Annotated in this window: 14 protein-coding genes; 8 read left to right on the top strand and 6 right to left on the bottom strand. The window is 68.1% G+C overall.

The features are described from left to right. A partial coding sequence (locus ACTJKF_RS28960) for a pseudouridine synthase (RefSeq protein ID WP_440628312.1) occupies window positions 1-1140 on the top strand: 1140 nt, incomplete at its 5' end. 143 nt (window positions 1141-1283) lie between these two features. On the opposite strand, the gene def is transcribed toward ACTJKF_RS28960, so the two are convergent. The 5 genes from def to ACTJKF_RS28935 form a co-directional block, all read right to left on the bottom strand. Continuing rightward, the gene (def, locus tag ACTJKF_RS28955) at window positions 1284-1817 is read right to left on the bottom strand and encodes a peptide deformylase (protein WP_440628310.1); all 534 of its coding nucleotides are present in this window, start codon (window positions 1815-1817) and stop codon (window positions 1284-1286) included. After that, window positions 1814-3889 (bottom strand): NAD-dependent DNA ligase LigA, encoded by a 2076-nt coding sequence (ligA, locus tag ACTJKF_RS28950; protein WP_440628308.1) that lies wholly within the window; start codon window positions 3887-3889, stop codon window positions 1814-1816. Before ligA ends, def begins: the two co-directional genes overlap by 4 nt. A 179-nt stretch (window positions 3890-4068) precedes the next feature. After that, on the bottom strand, window positions 4069-5367 hold the full coding sequence (locus ACTJKF_RS28945) for a cell division protein ZipA C-terminal FtsZ-binding domain-containing protein (protein ID WP_440628306.1): 1299 nt from the start codon (window positions 5365-5367) through the stop codon (window positions 4069-4071). An 85-nt stretch (window positions 5368-5452) separates the two neighbouring features. After that, window positions 5453-8965: a chromosome segregation protein SMC gene (gene smc / locus ACTJKF_RS28940; protein WP_440628305.1), complete on the bottom strand. Its 3513-nt coding sequence runs from the start codon at window positions 8963-8965 to the stop codon at window positions 5453-5455. Window positions 8966-9104: 139 nt separating this feature from the next. Beyond that, window positions 9105-10046, bottom strand: a complete 942-nt coding sequence (locus ACTJKF_RS28935) for a DMT family transporter (RefSeq protein WP_440628303.1) — start codon at window positions 10044-10046, stop codon at window positions 9105-9107. A 161-nt stretch (window positions 10047-10207) separates the two neighbouring features. Here ACTJKF_RS28935 and dapC point away from each other — a divergent pair, with 161 nt between their 5' ends. The 6 genes from dapC (at window position 10208) to cls (ending at window position 16384) form a co-directional block, all read left to right on the top strand. Continuing rightward, window positions 10208-11440 (top strand): succinyldiaminopimelate transaminase, encoded by a 1233-nt coding sequence (gene dapC, locus ACTJKF_RS28930; protein WP_440628301.1) that lies wholly within the window; start codon window positions 10208-10210, stop codon window positions 11438-11440. 45 nt (window positions 11441-11485) lie between these two features. After that, window positions 11486-12313, top strand: a complete 828-nt coding sequence (gene dapD, locus ACTJKF_RS28925) for a 2,3,4,5-tetrahydropyridine-2,6-dicarboxylate N-succinyltransferase (RefSeq protein ID WP_014896723.1) — start codon at window positions 11486-11488, stop codon at window positions 12311-12313. Beyond that, window positions 12313-12681 carry an ArsC family reductase gene (locus ACTJKF_RS28920; protein WP_124486181.1) on the top strand — a complete coding sequence of 123 codons (369 nt, stop codon included), beginning with the start codon at window positions 12313-12315 and terminating at the stop codon, window positions 12679-12681. The genes dapD and ACTJKF_RS28920 overlap by 1 nt, the downstream gene beginning before the upstream one ends. A 90-nt stretch (window positions 12682-12771) precedes the next feature. After that, window positions 12772-13911: a succinyl-diaminopimelate desuccinylase gene (dapE, locus tag ACTJKF_RS28915; RefSeq protein ID WP_440628300.1), complete on the top strand. Its 1140-nt coding sequence runs from the start codon at window positions 12772-12774 to the stop codon at window positions 13909-13911. An 11-nt stretch (window positions 13912-13922) separates the two neighbouring features. Next, window positions 13923-14831: a 50S ribosomal protein L3 N(5)-glutamine methyltransferase gene (gene prmB, locus ACTJKF_RS28910; RefSeq protein WP_440628298.1), complete on the top strand. Its 909-nt coding sequence runs from the start codon at window positions 13923-13925 to the stop codon at window positions 14829-14831. Between the two features lie 113 nt (window positions 14832-14944). Continuing rightward, a complete protein-coding gene (cls, locus tag ACTJKF_RS28905) occupies window positions 14945-16384 on the top strand; it encodes a cardiolipin synthase (RefSeq protein WP_440628297.1) in 1440 nt (479 codons plus the stop codon). Between the two features lie 109 nt (window positions 16385-16493). Here the strand turns inward: cls and ACTJKF_RS28900 are convergent, their stop codons facing one another. Then, the gene (locus ACTJKF_RS28900; RefSeq protein WP_440628295.1) at window positions 16494-16973 is read right to left on the bottom strand and encodes a glutathione peroxidase; all 480 of its coding nucleotides are present in this window, start codon (window positions 16971-16973) and stop codon (window positions 16494-16496) included. 136 nt (window positions 16974-17109) lie between these two features. On the opposite strand from ACTJKF_RS28900, the gene ACTJKF_RS28895 reads away from it, so the two are divergent. Then, on the top strand, window positions 17110-19041 hold the full coding sequence (locus ACTJKF_RS28895; RefSeq protein ID WP_440628294.1) for an ATP-binding cassette domain-containing protein: 1932 nt from the start codon (window positions 17110-17112) through the stop codon (window positions 19039-19041). Window positions 19042-19075 lie beyond the last annotated feature (34 nt).

The raw sequence follows: 19075 nt of genomic DNA, 5'->3' as shown, positions 1-19075 counted from the left end.
GAAGGCGCGAAGCGCAGCTTCGGCGACCGCCGCACGTCGTCGGATCGCCCGCCGCGCCGCAGTGATGACGACACGCGCCCGCGCCGCGCAGGCGGTGACGACAGCAAGCGCCCGTCCTATCGCGACAACGCAGCCGGTGAAGGCGCGAAGCGCAGCTTCGGCGACCGCCGCACGTCGTCGGATCGCCCGCCGCGCCGCGCAGGCGGTGACGACAACAAGCGCCCGTCCTATCGCGACAACGCAACCGGCGAAGGCGCGAAGCGCAGCTTCGGCGACCGCCCGGCGCGCCCCGCACGCGACGGCGAGCGCCGCGCGTTCGGCGCGGTCAAGACTGCGCAACCGGTCAAGCGCCAGGCGGCCGACATCGACCACGGCGACGAAACGGGTCTGATGCGCCTGTCGAAGCGCATGTCCGAACTCGGCCTGTGCTCGCGCCGCGAAGCGGACGAGTGGATCGAAAAGGGCTGGGTGCTCGTCGACGGCGAACGCATCGACACGCTCGGCACCAAGGTCCGTCCGGACCAGAAGATCGAGATCGACGAACGCGCCAGCGCCGCGCAGGCCGCGCAAGTGACGATCCTGCTGCACAAGCCGGTCGGTTATGTATCGGGTCAGGCGGAAGACGGCTACGAGCCCGCGGCGGTGCTGATTACGCGCGCGAACCAGTGGAGCGGCGACCGTTCGCCGGTACGCTTCTCGCCGCAACACCTGCACGCGCTCGCGCCGGCCGGCCGGCTCGACATCGACTCCACCGGCCTGCTCGTGCTGACGCAAAACGGCGTGATCGCAAAGCAGCTGATCGGCGAGCAGTCGGACATCGACAAGGAGTACCTGGTGCGCGTGCGCTTCGGCGAGCGCCTGATCGACATCGACCAGCACTTCCCGGCGGAATCGCTCGCGAAGCTGCGCCACGGCCTCGAACTCGACGGTGTCGCGCTGAAGCCCGCGATGGTGAGCTGGCAGAACGGCGAACAGCTGCGTTTCGTGCTGCGCGAAGGCAAGAAACGCCAGATCCGCCGCATGTGCGAACTGGTCGGCCTCGAAGTGATCGGCCTGAAGCGCGTGCGGATGGGTCGCGTGATGCTCGGCGCGCTGCCGCAAGGGCAATGGCGCTACCTGTCGGCCGACGAATCGTTCTGATAACGGCCCGCTTCGCCCGGCACGCAACGGAAAAGCCCGCGCAATGAACTGCACCCCAAAAGTTGGACACTGATCCAGCCTTTGGGGTGTTTTTCATTCCGGCCCAGCGAGCGTGCATCACGTCGCCGAGCATCCAGGGGCCGTCAGTCGTCGTCGGCCGGATCGAGCCCCGGGAATAGCACTTCGGTGAAGCCGAAGCGCGTGAAGTCGGTGATCCGCATCGGATACAGCTTGCCGATCAGGTGATCGTATTCATGCTGGACGACGCGCGCGTGGAATCCGTCGGCGACGCGGTCGATCTTCGCGCCGAACTGGTCGAAGCCGCTGTAGCGCACCTTCGCATAGCGGCTGACGACGCCGCGCATGCCCGGCACCGACAGGCAGCCTTCCCAGCCCTCTTCCATGTCCGGCGGCATGTATTCGAGCTTCGGGTTGATCAGCACGGTCTCGGGCACGGGCGGTGCGTCCGGATAGCGGTTGTTGCTGCCGAAGCCGAAGATGATGATCTGCAGCCCGATGCCGATCTGCGGCGCGGCAAGCCCCGCGCCGTTCGCGTGATGCATCGTCTCGAACATGTCCGCGACGATCTCGTGCAGTTCGGGCGTGTCGAACCGCTCGACCGGCGTAGCGACTTCGAGCAGGCGCGGATCGCCCATCTTCAGGATCTCGCGAATCATGGTGTGTTGCCCTCCAGGAGTTGGTGCAGTCCGTCTTCGTCCAGTACGGGGATGCCGAGTTCCTCGGCCTTCGCGAGCTTGCTGCCGGCTTCGGCGCCCGCGACCACGTAATCCGTCTTCTTCGATACCGAGCCGGCGACCTTCGCGCCCGCCGCTTCGAGCATCTCCTTCGCCGCGTCGCGCGTGAGATTCGGCAGCGTGCCCGTCAGCACGACCGTCTTGCCGGCCAGCACGCCCTGCGGCGCCTTCGGCGCCGGCGGGCCTTCCGGCCACGTGACCTTGCCCGGCGCGCGCAGTTGTTCGATCACGGTGCGGTTGTGCTCTTCCGCGAAGAACTGGTGGAGCGACTCGGCGACGATCGGCCCGACGTCGTTCACTTCGAGCAGTTCGTCGACCGATGCGTCCATGATCGGCGTCAGCGACCCGAAATGCTTCGCGAGATCCTTCGCGGTCGATTCGCCGACATGGCGGATCCCGAGCCCGTAGATGAAGCGCGCGAGCGTCGTGTGCTTCGCCTTCTCGAGCGAGTCGAGCAGGTTCTGCGCGGATTTCTCGGCGAACCGGTCGAGCTCCGCGAGCGTCGCGAACCCGAGGTTGAACAGGTCGGCCGGCGTGCGCACGAGATTCAGCTCGACCAGCTGATCGATGATCTTCTCGCCGAGCCCGTCGATGTCGAGCGCGCGGCGCTGCGCGAAGTGCCACAGCGCCTGCTTGCGCTGCGCCGGGCAGAACAGCCCGCCCGTGCAGCGCGCGATCGCCTCGTCCGGCAGGCGCTCGATCTTCGAACCGCACACCGGGCATTCGGTCGGCATCACGAATTCAGCCGCGTCGCCGGGACGGCGATCGAGCAGCGCGCCGACCACCTCCGGAATCACGTCGCCCGCGCGCCGCACGATCACGGTATCGCCGATCCGGATGTCCTTGCGGCGCACTTCATCCTCGTTGTGCAGCGTCGCGTTGGTCACCGTCGCGCCGCCGACGAACACGGGTTCGAGCCGCGCGACCGGCGTGATCGCGCCGGTGCGGCCGACCTGCACGTCGATCGCGACGAGCTTCGTGAGCGCCTCTTGCGCGGGAAACTTGTGCGCGAGCGCGAAGCGCGGCGCGCGCGACACGAAGCCGAGGCGATCCTGCTCGTCGCGCCGGTTCACCTTGTAGACGACGCCGTCAATGTCGTACGGCAGCGACTCGCGCTTCTCGCCGACCTTGCGGAAAAAGCCGAGCAAGCCGTCGGCACCGTGCACGACCGCGCGTTCGCGGTTCACCGGCAGGCCGAGCGACGCGTACCAGTCGAGCAGCGCGCTGTGCGTGTCCGGCATCGGCATCCCGTCGAGCACGCCAATCCCGTACGCGAAGAACGACAGCGGACGCTGCGCGGTGATCTTCGGGTCGAGCTGGCGCAGGCTGCCGGCCGCCGCGTTGCGCGGGTTCGCAAATTCGCGCTGCTCGGCCGCGCGCTGGCGTTCGTTCAGGCGTGCGAAATCGCGCTTGAACATCAGTACCTCGCCACGCACGTCGAGTATGGCGGGTACATGGGCGCCCTTGAGCTTCAACGGGATGGAACGGATCGTGCGCACGTTTTCCGTCACGTCTTCGCCGGTCGTGCCGTCGCCGCGCGTCGACGCCTGCACGAACACGCCCTGCTCGTAGCGCAGCGAGATCGCGAGCCCGTCGAACTTCAGCTCGCACGCGTATTCGATGGGGTCCGTCACCGAGCCAGCGAGATCGGTCGTCTTGTCGAGCGCATCGGCCACGCGTTTGTCGAACGCGGCGATGTCCTCGTCGGCGAAACCGTTGTTCAGCGACAGCATCGGTGCGTCGTGGACGACCGGCGTGAACCCGTTCGCCACTTCGCCGCCGACGCGCTGCGTCGGCGAATCGCGCGTCACGAGTTCGGGATGATCGGCTTCGAGTTGCTGCAGCTCGCCGAACAGCCGATCGTATTCGGCGTCGGGCAGATCCGGCTGGTCGAGCACGTAATAGGCGTAGTTCGCCCGCTCGAGTTGGTCGCGCAGCCACGCGGCGCGCGCGTCGGGCTGGCTGGCTGGCGGTTCGGCTTGGGTTCGGGCCATGCTGGCGGCAGATTCGTTCTGAAAAATCGGATGGTCGATTATCTCAGTTTGACGCCGCGCCGGGGGCACGCGATGCGTGCCGCGCCGACCCGCTGCAGCGCGCACAGCCGCACCGGCGGCGTGTGTGCGGCACTGCAGCGAAGGGAGGCGACACCGAATGCCGCCGCCCGTGAAACGCGTTACTGGCTGAAGAGACGGCGCGTGACCGGCGAGCCGGCCGGGATGCCCGCTTCCTCGAGCTTCGCGTACAGCTTCATCAGTTGCTGGTCGATCGCGACGAGCGTCGATTCCGGCAGCGGCCGGCGCGAATCGTCGACGACCCGCGCACCGATCCGCTCGGACAGCGACTTCGCGTAGTCGCACATCAGCCGGAACGGCAGGATGTCCTCTTCGGCGACCGGCACGTCGAGCACCAGCGTGATCATGTTGCCGCCCTTGTACGTCAGGTCGTCGCGCAGGAAGTTCGTGTCACCGAACTGCAGCATGAACACCGGGTTCTGCTTCGCGTCGAGCTTCACGAAGCGCGTGCCGTCGCGCGACAGCAGCAGCCCGTCCTGGGAAGCGACGGCCTGCACGTAGTTCGCCGACCACGGCGCGCCGTCCGACATCACGTTGATCGACAACTGCGCGTCGCATTGCGCGGCGAAGCCATCGAGCTCGCGCGCCATCGCGACCGTCTCCATCATGTCCGGGAACTCCGGTGCGCCGTCGATCGCGTCGGCAAACTGCTGGACGCCCGTCACGAACTCGGAGAATTCGAGCTCGTTCAGCGCGCCGCTGCGGTTCGCAAGCTGCGCGGCCGCGCGCAGCTCTTCATAACGCACGCCGGTCTGCAGCAGCTCCCACTGGCCGCCCTCCGGCTTGCCTTCGATATGCACCGGCTTGCTGCCCGCGCGGCGCAGCCGCTGCGCGATCGGCAGGATCTTGTCACCGGGCAGCGGCGCGCCGAGGCGAATCGGCACGATGCAGTCGATCCGGCGATCGACGATCGCGGGAGGCGCCGACGAAATCGTCGTCGCGGCCGGCAGCACCGGTTCGGCCGGTTCGGTCGATGCGTCGTCGGCCGGCACTTCCTGCGCGGCGGCGACCGTGCCTTCGTCGACGGCGTGCTCGGCTGGTTCGGCGGACTCCAACGGCGTGTCGACGCCGGTGGCCTCGGCCTGCAGATCGGCAGGCATGTCGGCAGGCGCCACGCCGCCGAAGGTCGGCTCGACGCGCGCGGCTTCGGCCGATGCGCCCGCGGCGGCGGCGGTAGCAGCGGCCGGCGCCGCGGGTTCGCGGCGCACGGGCTGGCGCACCGGCTCGATGAACGGCCGTTCATCGTCGCGCTCGGGGCGATTCATCGCCTCGGCCGCCTCTTCCGGCATCGGGCGCGGCATCCTGCGCCGCACCTTCGCGCCCTGCCATGCGTTGTAGACCACGACGCCGCCCACCACGACTGCGCCCGCGCCGATCAAACCGAGTGTCAACTCGTCCATGCACGCTCCATCAGCAATTCTTTTTCGTCGGAACCGCGAACGGGCGCCCATGCGCCACGCGAACGCGGTCCGGTTTCGTCAAACGTCAATTCTGGGCAAAACCCGCGGCGGTTTCCATGTCCACCGCGACGATCCGCGACACCCCCTGCTCCTGCATCGTCACGCCGATCAACTGCTGCGCCATCTCCATCGCGATCTTGTTGTGCGAGATGAAGAGGAACTGCGTCTTGTCGGACATCGCGCGCACGAGATTCGCGAAACGCTCGGTGTTCGCGTCGTCGAGCGGCGCGTCGACCTCGTCGAGCAGACAGAACGGCGCCGGGTTCAGCTGGAACATCGCGAACACCAGGGCGGTGGCGGTCAGCGCCTTCTCGCCGCCCGACAGCAGATGGATGGTCGCGTTCTTCTTGCCTGGCGGCTGCGCCATCACCTGCACGCCCGCATCGAGGATTTCGTCGCCCGTCATGATCAGCTTCGCCTGGCCGCCGCCGAACAGGCGCGGGAACAGGTCGCTGAAGTGACGGTTGACCTCGTCGAAGGTGCCCTGCAGCAGCGTGCGGGTTTCCTGGTCGATCTTGTGGATCGCGTCCTCGAGCGTCGTGATCGCATCGGTCAGGTCGGCCGACTGCGCATCGAGGAACACCTTGCGCTCGCTCGCGGCCTTCAGCTCGTCGAGCGCGGCCATGTTGACCGGGCCGAGCGCGTTGATCGCGTTGTTCAGGCGCGTGACTTCGCCCTGCAGGTACGACGGTTTCAGGTCCGGCGTCAGCTTCTCGCGCAGCGCCTCCTCGTCGACCTCGGCCGCCGTAAGCTGCTCGGCGAACTGCTCGACGGCCAGGCGCGCGGCCTGCTCCTTCAGCTGCAGTTCGGTAATGCGGTCGCGCAGCGGCTGCAGCGAACGCTCGGCAACGAGACGCTGCTCGTCCGACGCGCGCAGCTTCGCCGTCAGGTCGTCGAGCTCGATCCGCGCGGCCTGCAGCGCCTCTTCCTTCACCGCGCGAATTTCGAGGGCGTCCTGCAGGCCCGTGTGCGCGGTCTGCTCGTTGATCGTCTCGAGTTCGGCACGCGCGTCTTCCAGCGACGCGGCAACGCGCTCGCTCTGCTCGTGCGCGACCTGGATGCTGCGCTTGAGCTCGTCGATCCGCGTGAGCGCGTTGCGCGCGGCGAAGCGCGCATCGTTCGCGCCGCGCTCGAGGTCGCGCGCTTCCTGGCGTGCCTGCGTCAGCGATTCGTCGAGCGCTTCGAACGCGAGCTGGTTGTCCTCGAAGCGCGCCTGCAGTTCCGCGAGTTCGCCGTCGCAACGCTCGAAGTTCGCTTCCGATTCCGCGCGCAGCGCACGCTGCTCGTCCATCTGCGCGCCGATTTCCTCCAGCTCCTCGCGGATCTGCGTGCTGCGCTGCGTGTAGCGCTCATGCGCCTGCGCGAGCTTCAGCACGTCCATCTGCAGCGCGTGCACGCGCTGCGTCGCGCGCTCGGCCTGCGCGCGCACGTCGCCGAGCGCCTGCGTGGCCTGCGTGTGCGCGGCTTCGGCCCGCACCGCGGCCGTGCGCGCTTCGTCGGCGAGCAGTGCCTGCGCACGCACCTGGCGCGCGAGGTTGTCGATTTCCTGCTGGCGGGCCAGCATCCCGGCCTGCTCCGAATCGGCCGCGTACAGCTGCACGCCGACACGCGTGACGATGTGGCCGGCCTTCACGACGAACGCGCCGCCTGCCGGCAGTTGCGCGCGCGTCGCGAGCGCCTGAGCGACGTCGTCGGCGACGTACACGTTGCCGAGCCAGTCGTTCAGCACCGCACGGATGCCCGCATCGTCGATGCGCACGAGCGACAGCACCGGGCGCAGCCCGGCCGCGGCGGCCGGCGCCTCACCGGCCGCGGGCGGCGCGTAGAACGCGAGCTTCGCAGGCGGCGCATCGGTCGCGAACGCCTTCACCCAGTCGAGATTCGACACTTCGAGCGCCGCGAGGCGCTCGCGCAACACCGCCTCGAGCGCCGCTTCCCAGCCCGCTTCGACGTGCAGCTTCTTCCACAGGCGCGGCAGCGCGCCGAGTTCGTGCTTGTCGAGCCACGGCTGGATCTTGCCTTCGGTCTGCACGTTCTCCTGCAGTTGCTTGAGCGCGGCAAGCCGTGCCTCGAGCTGGTGGATCTGCGTGCTTTCGGCCTGCACGCGCTCCTGCGCCGCACGGCGTTCGCCGTCGAGGCGCGGCACCGTTTCCTGTGCATCGGCAAGGCGGGCCTGCGCTTCGGCGAGGATCTCTTCCTGCTCGGCGAGCTGCATGCGCAACGCTTCGAGCTGCGCTTCGTCCGGCGCGTCGAGCCCGCCCGCCTCCGACTTCAGGCGCTCATGGCGCTGCTGAAGCTGCTGGAGCTGCTGGTCGGCATTGCGCTGGTGCGCGGCCTCGAGCTTCAGCGACTGTTCGGTCTGCGCGATCCGCGCGCGCTCGTCGTTGAGCTGCGCCTGCGCATCGCGCCACTTCGCCTCGAGCGCCGGCAGCGCGTCGTGTTTCGCGGCGGCGTTGTCTTCCGCGAGCGCGGCCTTCTCGTCGGCCATCGCGCGCGCTTCTTCGGCTTCCTCGAGCTCGTCCTGCGCCTTCTCGGCCTGCGCGCGCCACTGCTCGCGCTGCGCGTTCAGCGCGGCGATCTGCGCCTGCACGCGGTTGCGCGATTCGACGATGAACTTGATCTCGGCCTCGAGGCGACTCACTTCGGCGTTCGCTTCGTAGAGCGCGCCCTGCGCACCCTGCATCGCGTCGCTCGCCGCGTAATGCGCGACCCGCAGCGTCTCGAGCTGCGACTCGACCTCGCGCAGCTTCGCCGTCTGCGCCTCGAGGTCGATCTGCGCCTGTTCGATCGCGCGCTGCTGCTTCTGCTGCTCGCCCGCGGCTTCGTTCTTGCGCAGCAGCCACAACAGGCGCTGCTTCTCCTCGCCGTCGGCGACGAGATCCTTGTATTTGGTCGCGACGACGGCCTGCGCCTCGAGCTTCTCGAGGTTCGCGCCGAGTTCGCGGACGATGTCCTCGACGCGCGTCAGGTTCTCGCGCGTGTCGTGCAGGCGGTTCTCGGTCTCACGGCGGCGTTCCTTGTACTTCGACACGCCCGCGGCTTCCTCGAGGAACACGCGCAGTTCTTCCGGCTTCGCCTCGATGATCCGCGCGATCATGCCCTGGCCGATGATCGCGTATGCGCGGGGCCCAAGGCCCGTGCCGAGGAAGATGTCCTGGATGTCGCGGCGGCGCGCCGGCAGGTTGTTGATGTAGTAGCTCGACGTGCCGTCGCGCGTGAGCACGCGCTTCACGGCGATCTCGCCGTACTGGCCCCACTGCCCCGCCGCGCGGCCGTCGGAGTTGTCGAAGATCAGTTCGACGCTGGCCCGGCTGCCGGGCTTGCGGGCGGTCGAGCCGTTGAAGATCACGTCCTGCATCGACTCGCCGCGCAGCTCGGACGCGCGCGACTCGCCGAGCACCCAGCGCACGGCATCGATGATGTTGGACTTGCCGCACCCGTTCGGGCCCACCACGCCGACAAGCTGGCCCGGAACCTGGAAATGCGTGGGATCGACAAAGGATTTGAAGCCAGCGAGTTTGATCGAGCTCAGACGCACGGCGGTATCGGATGTGAAGAAGGTGTGAAACGGACGGGGCCGCGACGCGCGGGGCCGGACGGCCCGTGTGCGCGATGCGCCCCGGAATTCAAAAGCGGGGCCGCGCGCATCCTGCGTTGGGCCCCGCAAACGGCTTCCATCATACCATCGCGCGTGCGCCGTCCCGCCCGTCGCCGGGTTTGCCCGGTGCCGGCGCGGCACGATGGACCCGGCTCGACAGCAGCGTCGCCAGCACGATGCACACGCCGCCCGCCCACTCGCGCGCGGTCGGCAATTCGTTCGCGAACACCCACGCGGACAGCGCGGTGATCACGATCTCGAACAGCATGATGATCGAGGCGCGGTTCGCCGGCACGCGGGCGAGCCCGTATTGCACGAGCAGGTTGTTCGCGGCCATCGTCACGCCGATCGCGGCGACGATCGCGACCGCGACGCCAAGCTGGCTGGCGGCCGGCGCGGCCGGCAGCCCCTCGAACAGCGACGCGATCGCGCCGAACACCGCCGCGCCGCCGAACAGCGTCGCGGTGCGCATCTCGGCACGCATCTCCGGCAGCTCGCGGCTCGCCTTGATCACGAGCACGTTGCTCATCGCGAAACTCAGGCCGGCCGCGAGCCCTGCCCATTCGGCCGGATTGGCCGGCAGCGGCACGCCGAGCTTCGGCGACCACAGCATCAGCATCGCGCCACCGATCGACAGCGCCGCGAGCCCCGCGCCGGCCCAGGTCAGCCGCTCGCGCAGCAGGAAGTGCGCGTAGATCGCGGTCCATGCCGGCGTCAGATAGAACAGCAGCATCACACGCAGCACTTCGCCGTGGATCGTGCCCCATACGAAGCCGAGGTTGGTCACGCCGGCCGTGATCGCGATGCCCGGCAACACCCAGTGCCAGCGCAGCGTCGCGATCGTGCGGTGCCGCACGACGATCACGAACAGGAACGCGACGGCGCTCGTCAGCGCGCTCGCCATCGTGCCGGTGAGCCCGAGCGATGCGAGGATCCGCAGCGGATACCAGATCAGGCCCCATACCGACGCGCCGATCAGGATGGCCAGCGTCGGCAGGCTGCCGCGTACCGCGTTATTCATTTGATTCGATACCCTTTTATGCAACCGGCCCGGCCGCCGTTCCGGCGGGCGGTGACCGCATTGCGTCACGCTATAATCTTCCGTTGCGACACGCGCGCCGCGGCGCGCGTTCGCAGCCGTGCGGCAACTGCGCCGCCCCTTTCGCTCCAAAACCGGCCGCGATGGCCGCTTCGCCCGTGAACCCTCGACTCGACTCGCTCCAGCCCTATCCCTTCGAAAAGCTGCGCGCCCTGTTCAAGGACGTGACACCGACCGCCGGCCTGAAACCGATCAGCTTCGGCATCGGCGAGCCCAAGCACCCGACGCCGGCGTTGATCCGCGACGCCGTGGTGGCCGCGCTCGACGGCCTCGCGTCGTACCCGGCCACGGCCGGCTCGGACGCGCTGCGCACGTCGATCGCGCAGTGGCTCGAACGCCGCTACGGGCTGCCGGCAATCGATCCGGCCACGCAGGTGCTGCCGGTGTCGGGTTCGCGCGAGGCGCTGTTCTCGCTCGCGCAGACGGTGATCGACGCGCGCCCGGGCACGGACGGCAAGAAGGCGATCGTACTCTGTCCGAATCCGTTCTATCAAATTTACGAAGGCGCGGCGCTCCTGGCCGGTGCCGAACCCTATTTCGCGAACAGCGACCCGGCGCGCAACTTCGCGTGCGACTACGCGGCCGTGCCCGACGAAGTCTGGGCGCGTACGCAGCTGCTGTACGTGTGCTCGCCGGGCAACCCGACGGGCGCGGTGCTGACGCTCGACGACTGGCGCGAGCTGTTCGCGCTGTCCGACCGTCACGGTTTCGTGATCGCGTCCGACGAGTGCTATTCGGAAATCTATTTCGACGAAGCGGCGCCGCCGCTCGGCGGCCTCGAGGCCGCGCACCGCCTCGGCCGCGGCTTCGAGCGCCTCGTGATGCTGTCCAGCCTGTCGAAGCGCTCGAACGTGCCGGGCATGCGCTCGGGCTTCGTCGCCGGCGACGCCGCGCTGCTGAAGCAATTCCTGCTGTACCGCACGTACCACGGCGCCGCGCTGTCGCCGGTCTGGCAGCACGCGAGCATCGCCGCGTGGAACGACGAGGCGCACGTGCGCGAAAACCGCGCGCTGTACCTGCAGAAGTTCAACACGGTCACGCCGATGCTGGCCGACGTGATCGACGTGAAGCTGCCCGACGCCGCGTTCTACCTGTGGGCCAACGTCGCACGCACCGGCCTGTCGGACACCGAGTTCGCCCGCCGCCTGTACGCCGACTATAATGTGACGGTTCTGCCCGGCTCGTACCTGGCGCGCGACGCGCACGGCACCAATCCGGGCCGCGATTTCATCCGGATCGCGCTCGTCGCGGGCACCCCCGAATGCGTCGAGGGCGCGCAACGCATCGTCGATTTCTGCCGCTCTCTTGCGCGGTAAGACATCCCTCCCGATCAATTCCATTCATCTCCTGCGAAAACGAACATGTCGCAACAACTTCAGCAAATCATCGATACCGCCTGGGACAACCGCGCCGAGCTGTCGCCGAAGGCCGCGCCCGCCGACGTCCGCGAAGCCGTCGCTCACGCGATCGAGCAGCTCGACAAAGGCGCGCTGCGCGTCGCCGAGAAGATCGACGGCAACTGGACCGTGCACCAGTGGCTGAAGAAGGCCGTGCTGCTGTCGTTCCGCCTGGAGGACAACGCACCGATGCCGGCCGGCGGCTACTCGCAGTTCTACGACAAGGTGCCGTCGAAGTTCGCGAACTACACGGCTGAAGACTTCGCCGCAGGCGGCTTCCGCGTCGTGCCGCCGGCCATCGCGCGCCGCGGCTCGTTCATCGCGAAGAACGTCGTGCTGATGCCGTCGTACACCAACATCGGCGCGTACGTCGACGAAGGCACGATGGTCGACACGTGGGCGACGGTCGGTTCGTGCGCGCAGATCGGCAAGAACGTGCACCTGTCGGGCGGCGTCGGCATCGGCGGCGTGCTCGAGCCGCTGCAGGCGAACCCGGTCATCATCGAAGACAACTGCTTCATCGGCGCGCGCTCGGAAGTCGTCGAAGGCGTGATCGTCGAGGAGAACTCGGTGATCTCGATGGGCGTGTACCTCGGCCAGAGCACCAAGATCTACGATCGCGAAACGGGCGAAGTCAGCTACGGCCGCATCCCGGCCGGCTCGGTCGTCGTCGCCGGCAACCTGCCGTCGAAGGACGGCTCGCACAGCCTGTACTGCGCGGTGATCGTGAAGAAGGTCGACGCGAAGACCCGCGCGAAGGTCGGCCTGAACGAGCTGCTGCGAGGCGACTGATGGCCAAGCCGCGCACCGTGGTCGTCTACGGCATTCCGAACTGCGACACCGTGAAGAAGGCCCGCGTGTGGCTGGACGATCACGGCGTCGCGTTCGAGTTCCATGATTTCAAGAAGCTCGGCGTCAGCGCGCCGCTCGTCGAGGACTGGCTGAAGGACGTATCGCTCGACGCGCTCGTCAACAAGCGCGGCACGACGTGGCGCGGCCTGGACGACGCCATGAAGGCCGCCGCGGAAACGAAGTCCGGCGCGGTCGCGCTGATGATCCACAAGCCGTCGGTCATCAAGCGCCCCGTGCTCGTCGTCAACGGCCGCGTGAAATCGCTCGGCTTCGTGGCCGATCAGTACGCGGCGTTGTTTGCCGCCTAGGGCCGCCCGTGCCGCGCCCGCGGGCGCGGCCCGACGTCTCATCGCTGCCGGCCACCGCGCCGGCATTTTTTATCGAAAGTGGTCCGAACCATGTCCGCCACCCTAGCCCTTACCGAACAGCTGATCGCCCGCGCGTCCGTCACGCCCGACGACCAGCATTGCCAGCAGATCATGACCGCGCGCCTCGCCGCGCTCGGCTTCGAATGCGAGACCATCGCGTCGCACGGCGTGACCAACCTGTGGGCCGTCAAGCGCGGCACCGACGGCCGCGACGGCAAGCTGCTCGCGTTCGCGGGCCACACCGACGTCGTGCCGACCGGCCCGCTCGAGCAGTGGACCTCGCCGCCGTTCATTCCCGCCCATCGCGACGGCAAGCTGTACGGCCGTGGCGCGGCCGACATGAAGACGTCGCTCGCGGCGTTCGTCGTCGCGTCCGAGGAATTCGTCGCGGCCCACCCCGGCCACCGCGGCGCGATCGCGTTCCTGATCACGAGCGACGAGGAAGGCCCGGCCACCGACGGCACCGTGAAGGTCGTCGAGCTGCTCGAAGCGCGCGGCGAACGCGTCGACTACTGCATCGTCGGCGAGCCGACTTCGACCGCCGAACTCGGCGACGTCGTGAAGAACGGCCGCCGCGGCTCGATGTCGGGCGAACTGATCGTCAAGGGCGTGCAGGGCCATATCGCGTACCCGCACCTCGCGAAGAACCCGATCCACCTGCTCGCGCCGGCGCTCGCCGAGCTCGCCGCCGAACAGTGGGACGAAGGCAACGAATACTTCCCGCCCACCACGTGGCAGGTGTCGAACCTGCACGCGGGCACCGGCGCGACCAACGTGATCCCGGGCCACGTCGACCTGATGTTCAACTTCCGCTTTTCGACGGCGAGCACCGTCGAGGGCCTGCAGGCACGCGTGCATGCGATCCTCGACAGGCACGGCCTCGAATACACGCTGAAGTGGTCGGTGAGCGGCCTGCCGTTCCTCACGCCGCGCGGCGACCTGTCGAACGCGCTGGAACACGCGATCCGCGCCGAAACCGGCCTCACGACCGAGCTGTCGACGACGGGCGGCACGTCCGACGGACGCTTCATCGCGCGCATCTGCCCGCAGGTGATCGAGTTCGGCCCGCCGAACGGCAGCATCCACAAGATCGACGAGCACATCGAGGTGCGCTTCGTCGACCCGCTGAAGAACGTGTACCGCCGCGTGCTCGAACAACTGATCGCCTGATGGAGCCTCGCATGACGACACCTTTTGCAACTGTTCGCGACCTGCTGCGCTATGCGGTCACGCGCTTCTCGAAGGCGAAGCTCGCGTTCGGCCACGGCTCGGACAACGCGTACGACGAAGCCGCCTACCTCGTGCTGCACACGCTCGACCTGCCGCTCGACACGCTCGAGCCGTTCTTCGACGCCCGCCTGCTGCCCGACGAAATCGCGGCCGTGCTCGCGGTGATCGAGCGGCGCGCGACGGACCGCGTGCCGGCCGCGTACCTCACGCATGAAGCATGGATGCACGGCCATCGCTTCTACGTCGACGAGCGCGTGATCGTGCCGCGCTCGTTCATCGGCGAACTGCTCGACGACGGGCTGCAGCCGTATGTCGCCGACCCCGAGCAAGTGGGCGCGGTGCTCGAGCTGTGCACCGGCTCCGGCTGCCTCGCGATCCTCGCGGCCAGCGCGTTCCCGAATGCGGAGATCGATGCGGTCGACCTGTCCGACAAGGCCCTCGAAGTCGCCGAGATCAACGTGCGCGACTACGGCCTCGAGGATCGCGTCACGCTGCATCGCGGCGACCTCTACGCGCCGTTGCCCGCGTTCCGCGCGGAGCCCGACGCGCGCTACGACGTGATCCTGACGAACCCGCCGTACGTAAACGCGGCGTCGATGGCGGCCCTTCCGCCCGAGTACCGGCACGAGCCGGAAATGGCGCTCGCAGGCGGCGACGACGGCATGGACATCGTGCGGCGAATCATCGCTCACGCGCACAAGTGGCTGCATGACGACGGCGTGCTCGTCGTCGAGATCGGCAACGAGCGCGAGCACGTCGAAGCCGCGTTCGGCGGCCTCGAACTCACGTGGCTGCCCACCAGCGCGGGGGACGACTCCGTGTTCCTGATCCAGGCGTCGGACCTGCCGCGCAAGGCCTGACGGCACCCTGCGACCGAACCGTGCGGTACGGCACACCACTGTCCCGCACGGTTCGGTAAGATGCGCGTAAGCGGCCGTCGCGCCGCACGACTTCAGGAGTCCGTCACGCGCTCATGACCCTCGACTGGCTACATCTCGGCACCCTGATCCTGGCCATCCATGCGCTCGGGATCATCGCGGCGTGTCACGCGATCATGAACACGCGCACCTCGCAAGGCGCGATCGCATGGGCCGTGTCGCTCGCCGCGATGCCGTACCTGACGCTCATCCCCTACCTGTTCCTCGGCCGCAGCAAGTTCTCCGGCTACGTCGACGCGCGCCGCCACGAGATGGAAGCGTTGCGCACGCACACGCCGCGCGCGCCGTGGCTCGATGCGGGCGCATCCGACGGGCCGGCCGCCGATGCGATCGGCCAGGCCGCCGTGCTCGCGCTCACACGGCTCGGCGGGATGCCGTTCGTCGGCGGCAATGCGGTGCGCACGCTCGTGAACGGCGACGCGACCTTCTCGGCGATCCTGTCGGCGATCGACGCCGCGCGCGATTACGTGGTCGTCCAGTTCTTCATCGTGCGCGACGACGCGCTCGGCCAGATGCTGAGCGACGCGCTGCTCGCCCGCGCGGCAGCCGGCGTGCGCTGCTACCTGCTGTACGACAGCATCGGCAGCTTCGACCTGCCGCACCGCTACGTCGACACGCTGCGCCGCGGCGGCGTCGAGGTTCATCCGTTCGCGACCCACCGCAAGTTCGTCAACCGCTTCCAGCTCAACTTCCGCAACCATCGCAAGATCGTCGTCGTCGACGGCAATCGCGCGTTCGTCGGCGGCCACAACGTCGGCGTCGAGTATCTCGGCGCGAACCAGCGCCTGTCGCCGTGGCGCGACACCCATATCGAGATCCGCGGCCCGGTGGTCGCCAGCATCCAGTACGTGTTCGCCGAAGACTGGCACTGGGCCACGCAGACGCTGCCGCCGCTCGCGGCGCCGCCGGCCGCGTTGCCCGACGACGCGATGCATTGCCTTGCCGTGCCGATGGGGCCGGCCGACAAGCAGGAAACCGGCTCGCTGTTCTTCGTCGAGGCGATCAACGCCGCGCGCGAGCGGGTCTGGATCACGACGCCGTATCTCGTGCCCGACGAAGCGGTGATCGCCGCGCTGAAGCTCGCGGTCATGCGCGGCGTCGACGTGCGCATCCTGATCCCGAGCCGGCGCGACCACTACGTGGTGTTCGAGGCATCGAAGCTCTACGCGCGCGATCTCGTCGATGCCGGCGTCAAGGTGTTCCGCTACCGGCCCGGCTTCCTGCACCAGAAAGTCGTGCTGATCGATCGCATCGCAGCCGCGATCGGCAGTGCGAACCTCGACAACCGCTCGTTCCGGCTGAACTTCGAGATCATGGTGCTGACCGTCGATCGCACGTTCGCCGACGAGGTCGAAGCAATGCTCGACGCCGATTTCGCGCAGGCCTACGAGGTCGATGCGAACGAGTATCGGCACTCGCCCGCGTGGCGGCGCATCGCGATGCACGTCGCGCGCCTGTTCGCGCCGATCCTGTAGCGGCAGCGCGAGCGCCGGCCTCGCGCCCCGGGACGGGGCAAGGCAGCACACGCTCTCCGCCCCGCTTCGGCCCGGCGCCGCCGCCACGACCCGCTTGCCGCTTCCCGCGTTACAACAGCTTGTCGATATCCGCGGCGATTTCCTCGGGCTTCGTCGACGGCGCGTAGCGCTTGACGATCCGGCCGTCGCGGTCGACCAGAAATTTGGTGAAATTCCACTTGATCACCTTGAGGCCGAGGATGCCGGGCGCCTCGTCGGTCAGGTAGCGGTACAGCGGATGCGCGTGGTCGCCCTTCACGTCGATCTTCGCGAACATCGGGAACGTGACGCCGTAGTTGCGCGCGCAGAACGCGCCGATCTGGGTGGCGTCGCCCGGCTCCTGCTTGCCGAACTGGTTGCACGGGAAGCCGAGCACGAAGAAACCGCGCGCCGCATGCTGGTCGTACAGCTTCTGCAGGCCCGCGTACTGCGGCGTGAAGCCGCACTCGCTCGCGGTGTTGACGATCAGCAGCACCTTGCCGCGATACGCATCGAGCGATACCGGCTGGCCGGCGAGCGTCTCGGCGCTGAACGAATACAGGGTGGACATCGGGCACTCCTTTTACGAAACCGGACCGACGTGGAGTCTAGGCGAAATCGGGCCGTTGCGGCAGTTGCCGAACGGCCGATCTCCGGGGCGACGCGCGCGCAGTCTAGAATAGCGGTTTTCGTCAGTCATTCCAGCCGTGATCCGTTTCAATCAGTTCAGTCTTGCGCGCGGCACCAAGCCGCTGTTCGAGTCGGCCTCGTTCGTGCTCAATCCCGGCGAGAAGGCCGGCCTGATCGGCGCGAACGGCGCCGGCAAATCGACGCTGTTCTCGGTCCTGCGCGGCGAGCTGCATTCCGACGCCGGCGATTTCTCGATGCCGCCGTCGTGGCGGATCGCCCACGTGTCGCAGGAAACCCCCGCCGTCGACCGCTCGGCGCTCGACTACACGCTCGACGGCGACACCGCGCTGCGCGAGATCGAGGCCCGCATCGCCGCCGCTTCGGCCGCGCATGACGGCGCCGCCGAAGCCGACGCGCACGCGGCGTTCGCTGACGCCGACGGCTATACGGCCCCCGCACGCGCCGAAGCGCTGCTGCTCGGCCTCGGCTTCACGCTCGCCCAGACGCGCGAATCCGTCGCCAGCTTCTCCGGCGGCTGGCGCATGCGCCTGAACCTCGCGCAAGCGCTGATGTGCCGCTCCGACCTCCTGCTGCTCGACGAACCGACCAACCACCTGGATCTCGACGCGATCGTCTGGCTCGAAGACTGGCTGCACCGCTACGCCGGCACGCTCGTCGTGATCTCGCACGACCGCGAATTCCTCGACTCGATCTGCAACGTCACGCTGCATCTGGAAAATCGCCAGATAAAGCGCTACGGCGGCAACTACTCGCAGTTCGAAGTGCTGCGTGCGCAGCAGCTCGCGCTGCAGCAAAGCGCCTACGAAAAGCAGCAGAAGACGATCGAGCACCTGCAGAGCTTCGTCGACCGCTTCAAGGCCAAGGCGACCAAGGCCAAGCAGGCGCAAAGCCGGATGAAGGCGCTCGAGAAGATGGAGTTGATCGCGCCCGCGCACATCGCGTCGCCGTTCACATTCGAGTTCCGCACGCCCGACGCCGCACCGAACCCGATGATGGTGATGGAAGACGTCCGCTGCGGCTACCATGCCGACGACGGCACCGACATCCCGATCGTCGAACGCGTGGCGCTGTCGATCCAGAACGGCCAGCGCATCGGCCTGCTCGGCGCGAACGGCCAGGGCAAGTCGACGCTGATCAAGACGCTGGCCGGCACGCTCGCGCCGCTGTCCGGCCATGTACGCGACGGCAAGGGGCTGACGATCGGCTATTTCGCGCAGCACCAGCTCGAGACGCTGCGCGAGGACGATTCGCCGCTCGCGCATCTCTCGCGGCTCGCACCCGATACGCGCGAACAGGAGCTGCGCGACTTCCTCGGCGGCTTCAATTTCTCCGGCGACATGGCGACGAGCCCGGTCGGCCCGTTCTCGGGCGGCGAGAAGGCGCGGCTCGCGCTCGCGCTGATCATCTGGCAGAAGCCGAACCTGCTGCTGCTGGACGAACCGACCAACCACCTCGACCTCGAAACGCGTCACGCGCTGACGATGGCGCTCGCGCAGTTCGAGGGCACGCTGATCCTCGTCTCGCATGACCGCCACCTGCTGCGCGCGACCACCGACCAGTTCATGCTCGTCGCGAAGCACCGCCTGCAGCCGTTCGACGGCGACCTCGACGACTATCGCGACTGGCTGCTGCAGCACGCGGCCGAGCAGCGGGCGGCCGCGAAGGCCGACAGTGCGGTGGCGGCGGGCGCGGATCCGGGCGTCAATCGCAAAGATCAGAAGCGTCAGGCAGCCGAGGAACGCCAGCGGTTGTCGCAGTTGAAGAAACCGCTGCAGAACCGCATCACGAAGCTCGAGCGGGAAATGGAAACGCTGCATGCGGAGAAGGGCCGCCTCGACGCATTCGTCGCCGATCCGGCGAGCTACGAGGCCGCGCGCAAGACGGAACTGACCGAAGCGATCCGCAAGCTCGGCGAGGTCAATACCCGGCTCGAGACGGTCGAGGCGGACTGGCTCGCCGTGCAGGAAGAACTCGAGCAGATCGGCTGACCGCGCCCGGACGCCGTCAGCCGCTCGCTGCATC

The organism is Burkholderia sp. 22313, assembly GCF_052045245.1.
GTDB lineage: Bacteria > Pseudomonadota > Gammaproteobacteria > Burkholderiales > Burkholderiaceae > Burkholderia.
Note: the sequence above shows the minus strand (reverse complement) of the source record. Positions and strands in the feature narration are given on the sequence as shown.

Coding starts and splice junctions, on each gene's coding strand:
- ACTJKF_RS28945 (WP_440628306.1), bottom strand. CDS start 5,367: ATGGACGAGTTGACACTCGGTTTGATCGGCGCGGGCGCAGTCGTGGTG.
- def (WP_440628310.1), bottom strand. CDS start 1,817: ATGATTCGCGAGATCCTGAAGATGGGCGATCCGCGCCTGCTCGAAGTC.
- ACTJKF_RS28920 (WP_124486181.1), top strand. CDS start 12,313: ATGGCCAAGCCGCGCACCGTGGTCGTCTACGGCATTCCGAACTGCGAC.
- prmB (WP_440628298.1), top strand. CDS start 13,923: ATGACGACACCTTTTGCAACTGTTCGCGACCTGCTGCGCTATGCGGTC.
- ligA (WP_440628308.1), bottom strand. CDS start 3,889: ATGGCCCGAACCCAAGCCGAACCGCCAGCCAGCCAGCCCGACGCGCGC.
- ACTJKF_RS28935 (WP_440628303.1), bottom strand. CDS start 10,046: ATGAATAACGCGGTACGCGGCAGCCTGCCGACGCTGGCCATCCTGATC.
- ACTJKF_RS28900 (WP_440628295.1), bottom strand. CDS start 16,973: ATGTCCACCCTGTATTCGTTCAGCGCCGAGACGCTCGCCGGCCAGCCG.
- dapD (WP_014896723.1), top strand. CDS start 11,486: ATGTCGCAACAACTTCAGCAAATCATCGATACCGCCTGGGACAACCGC.
- dapE (WP_440628300.1), top strand. CDS start 12,772: ATGTCCGCCACCCTAGCCCTTACCGAACAGCTGATCGCCCGCGCGTCC.
- dapC (WP_440628301.1), top strand. CDS start 10,208: ATGGCCGCTTCGCCCGTGAACCCTCGACTCGACTCGCTCCAGCCCTAT.
- cls (WP_440628297.1), top strand. CDS start 14,945: ATGACCCTCGACTGGCTACATCTCGGCACCCTGATCCTGGCCATCCAT.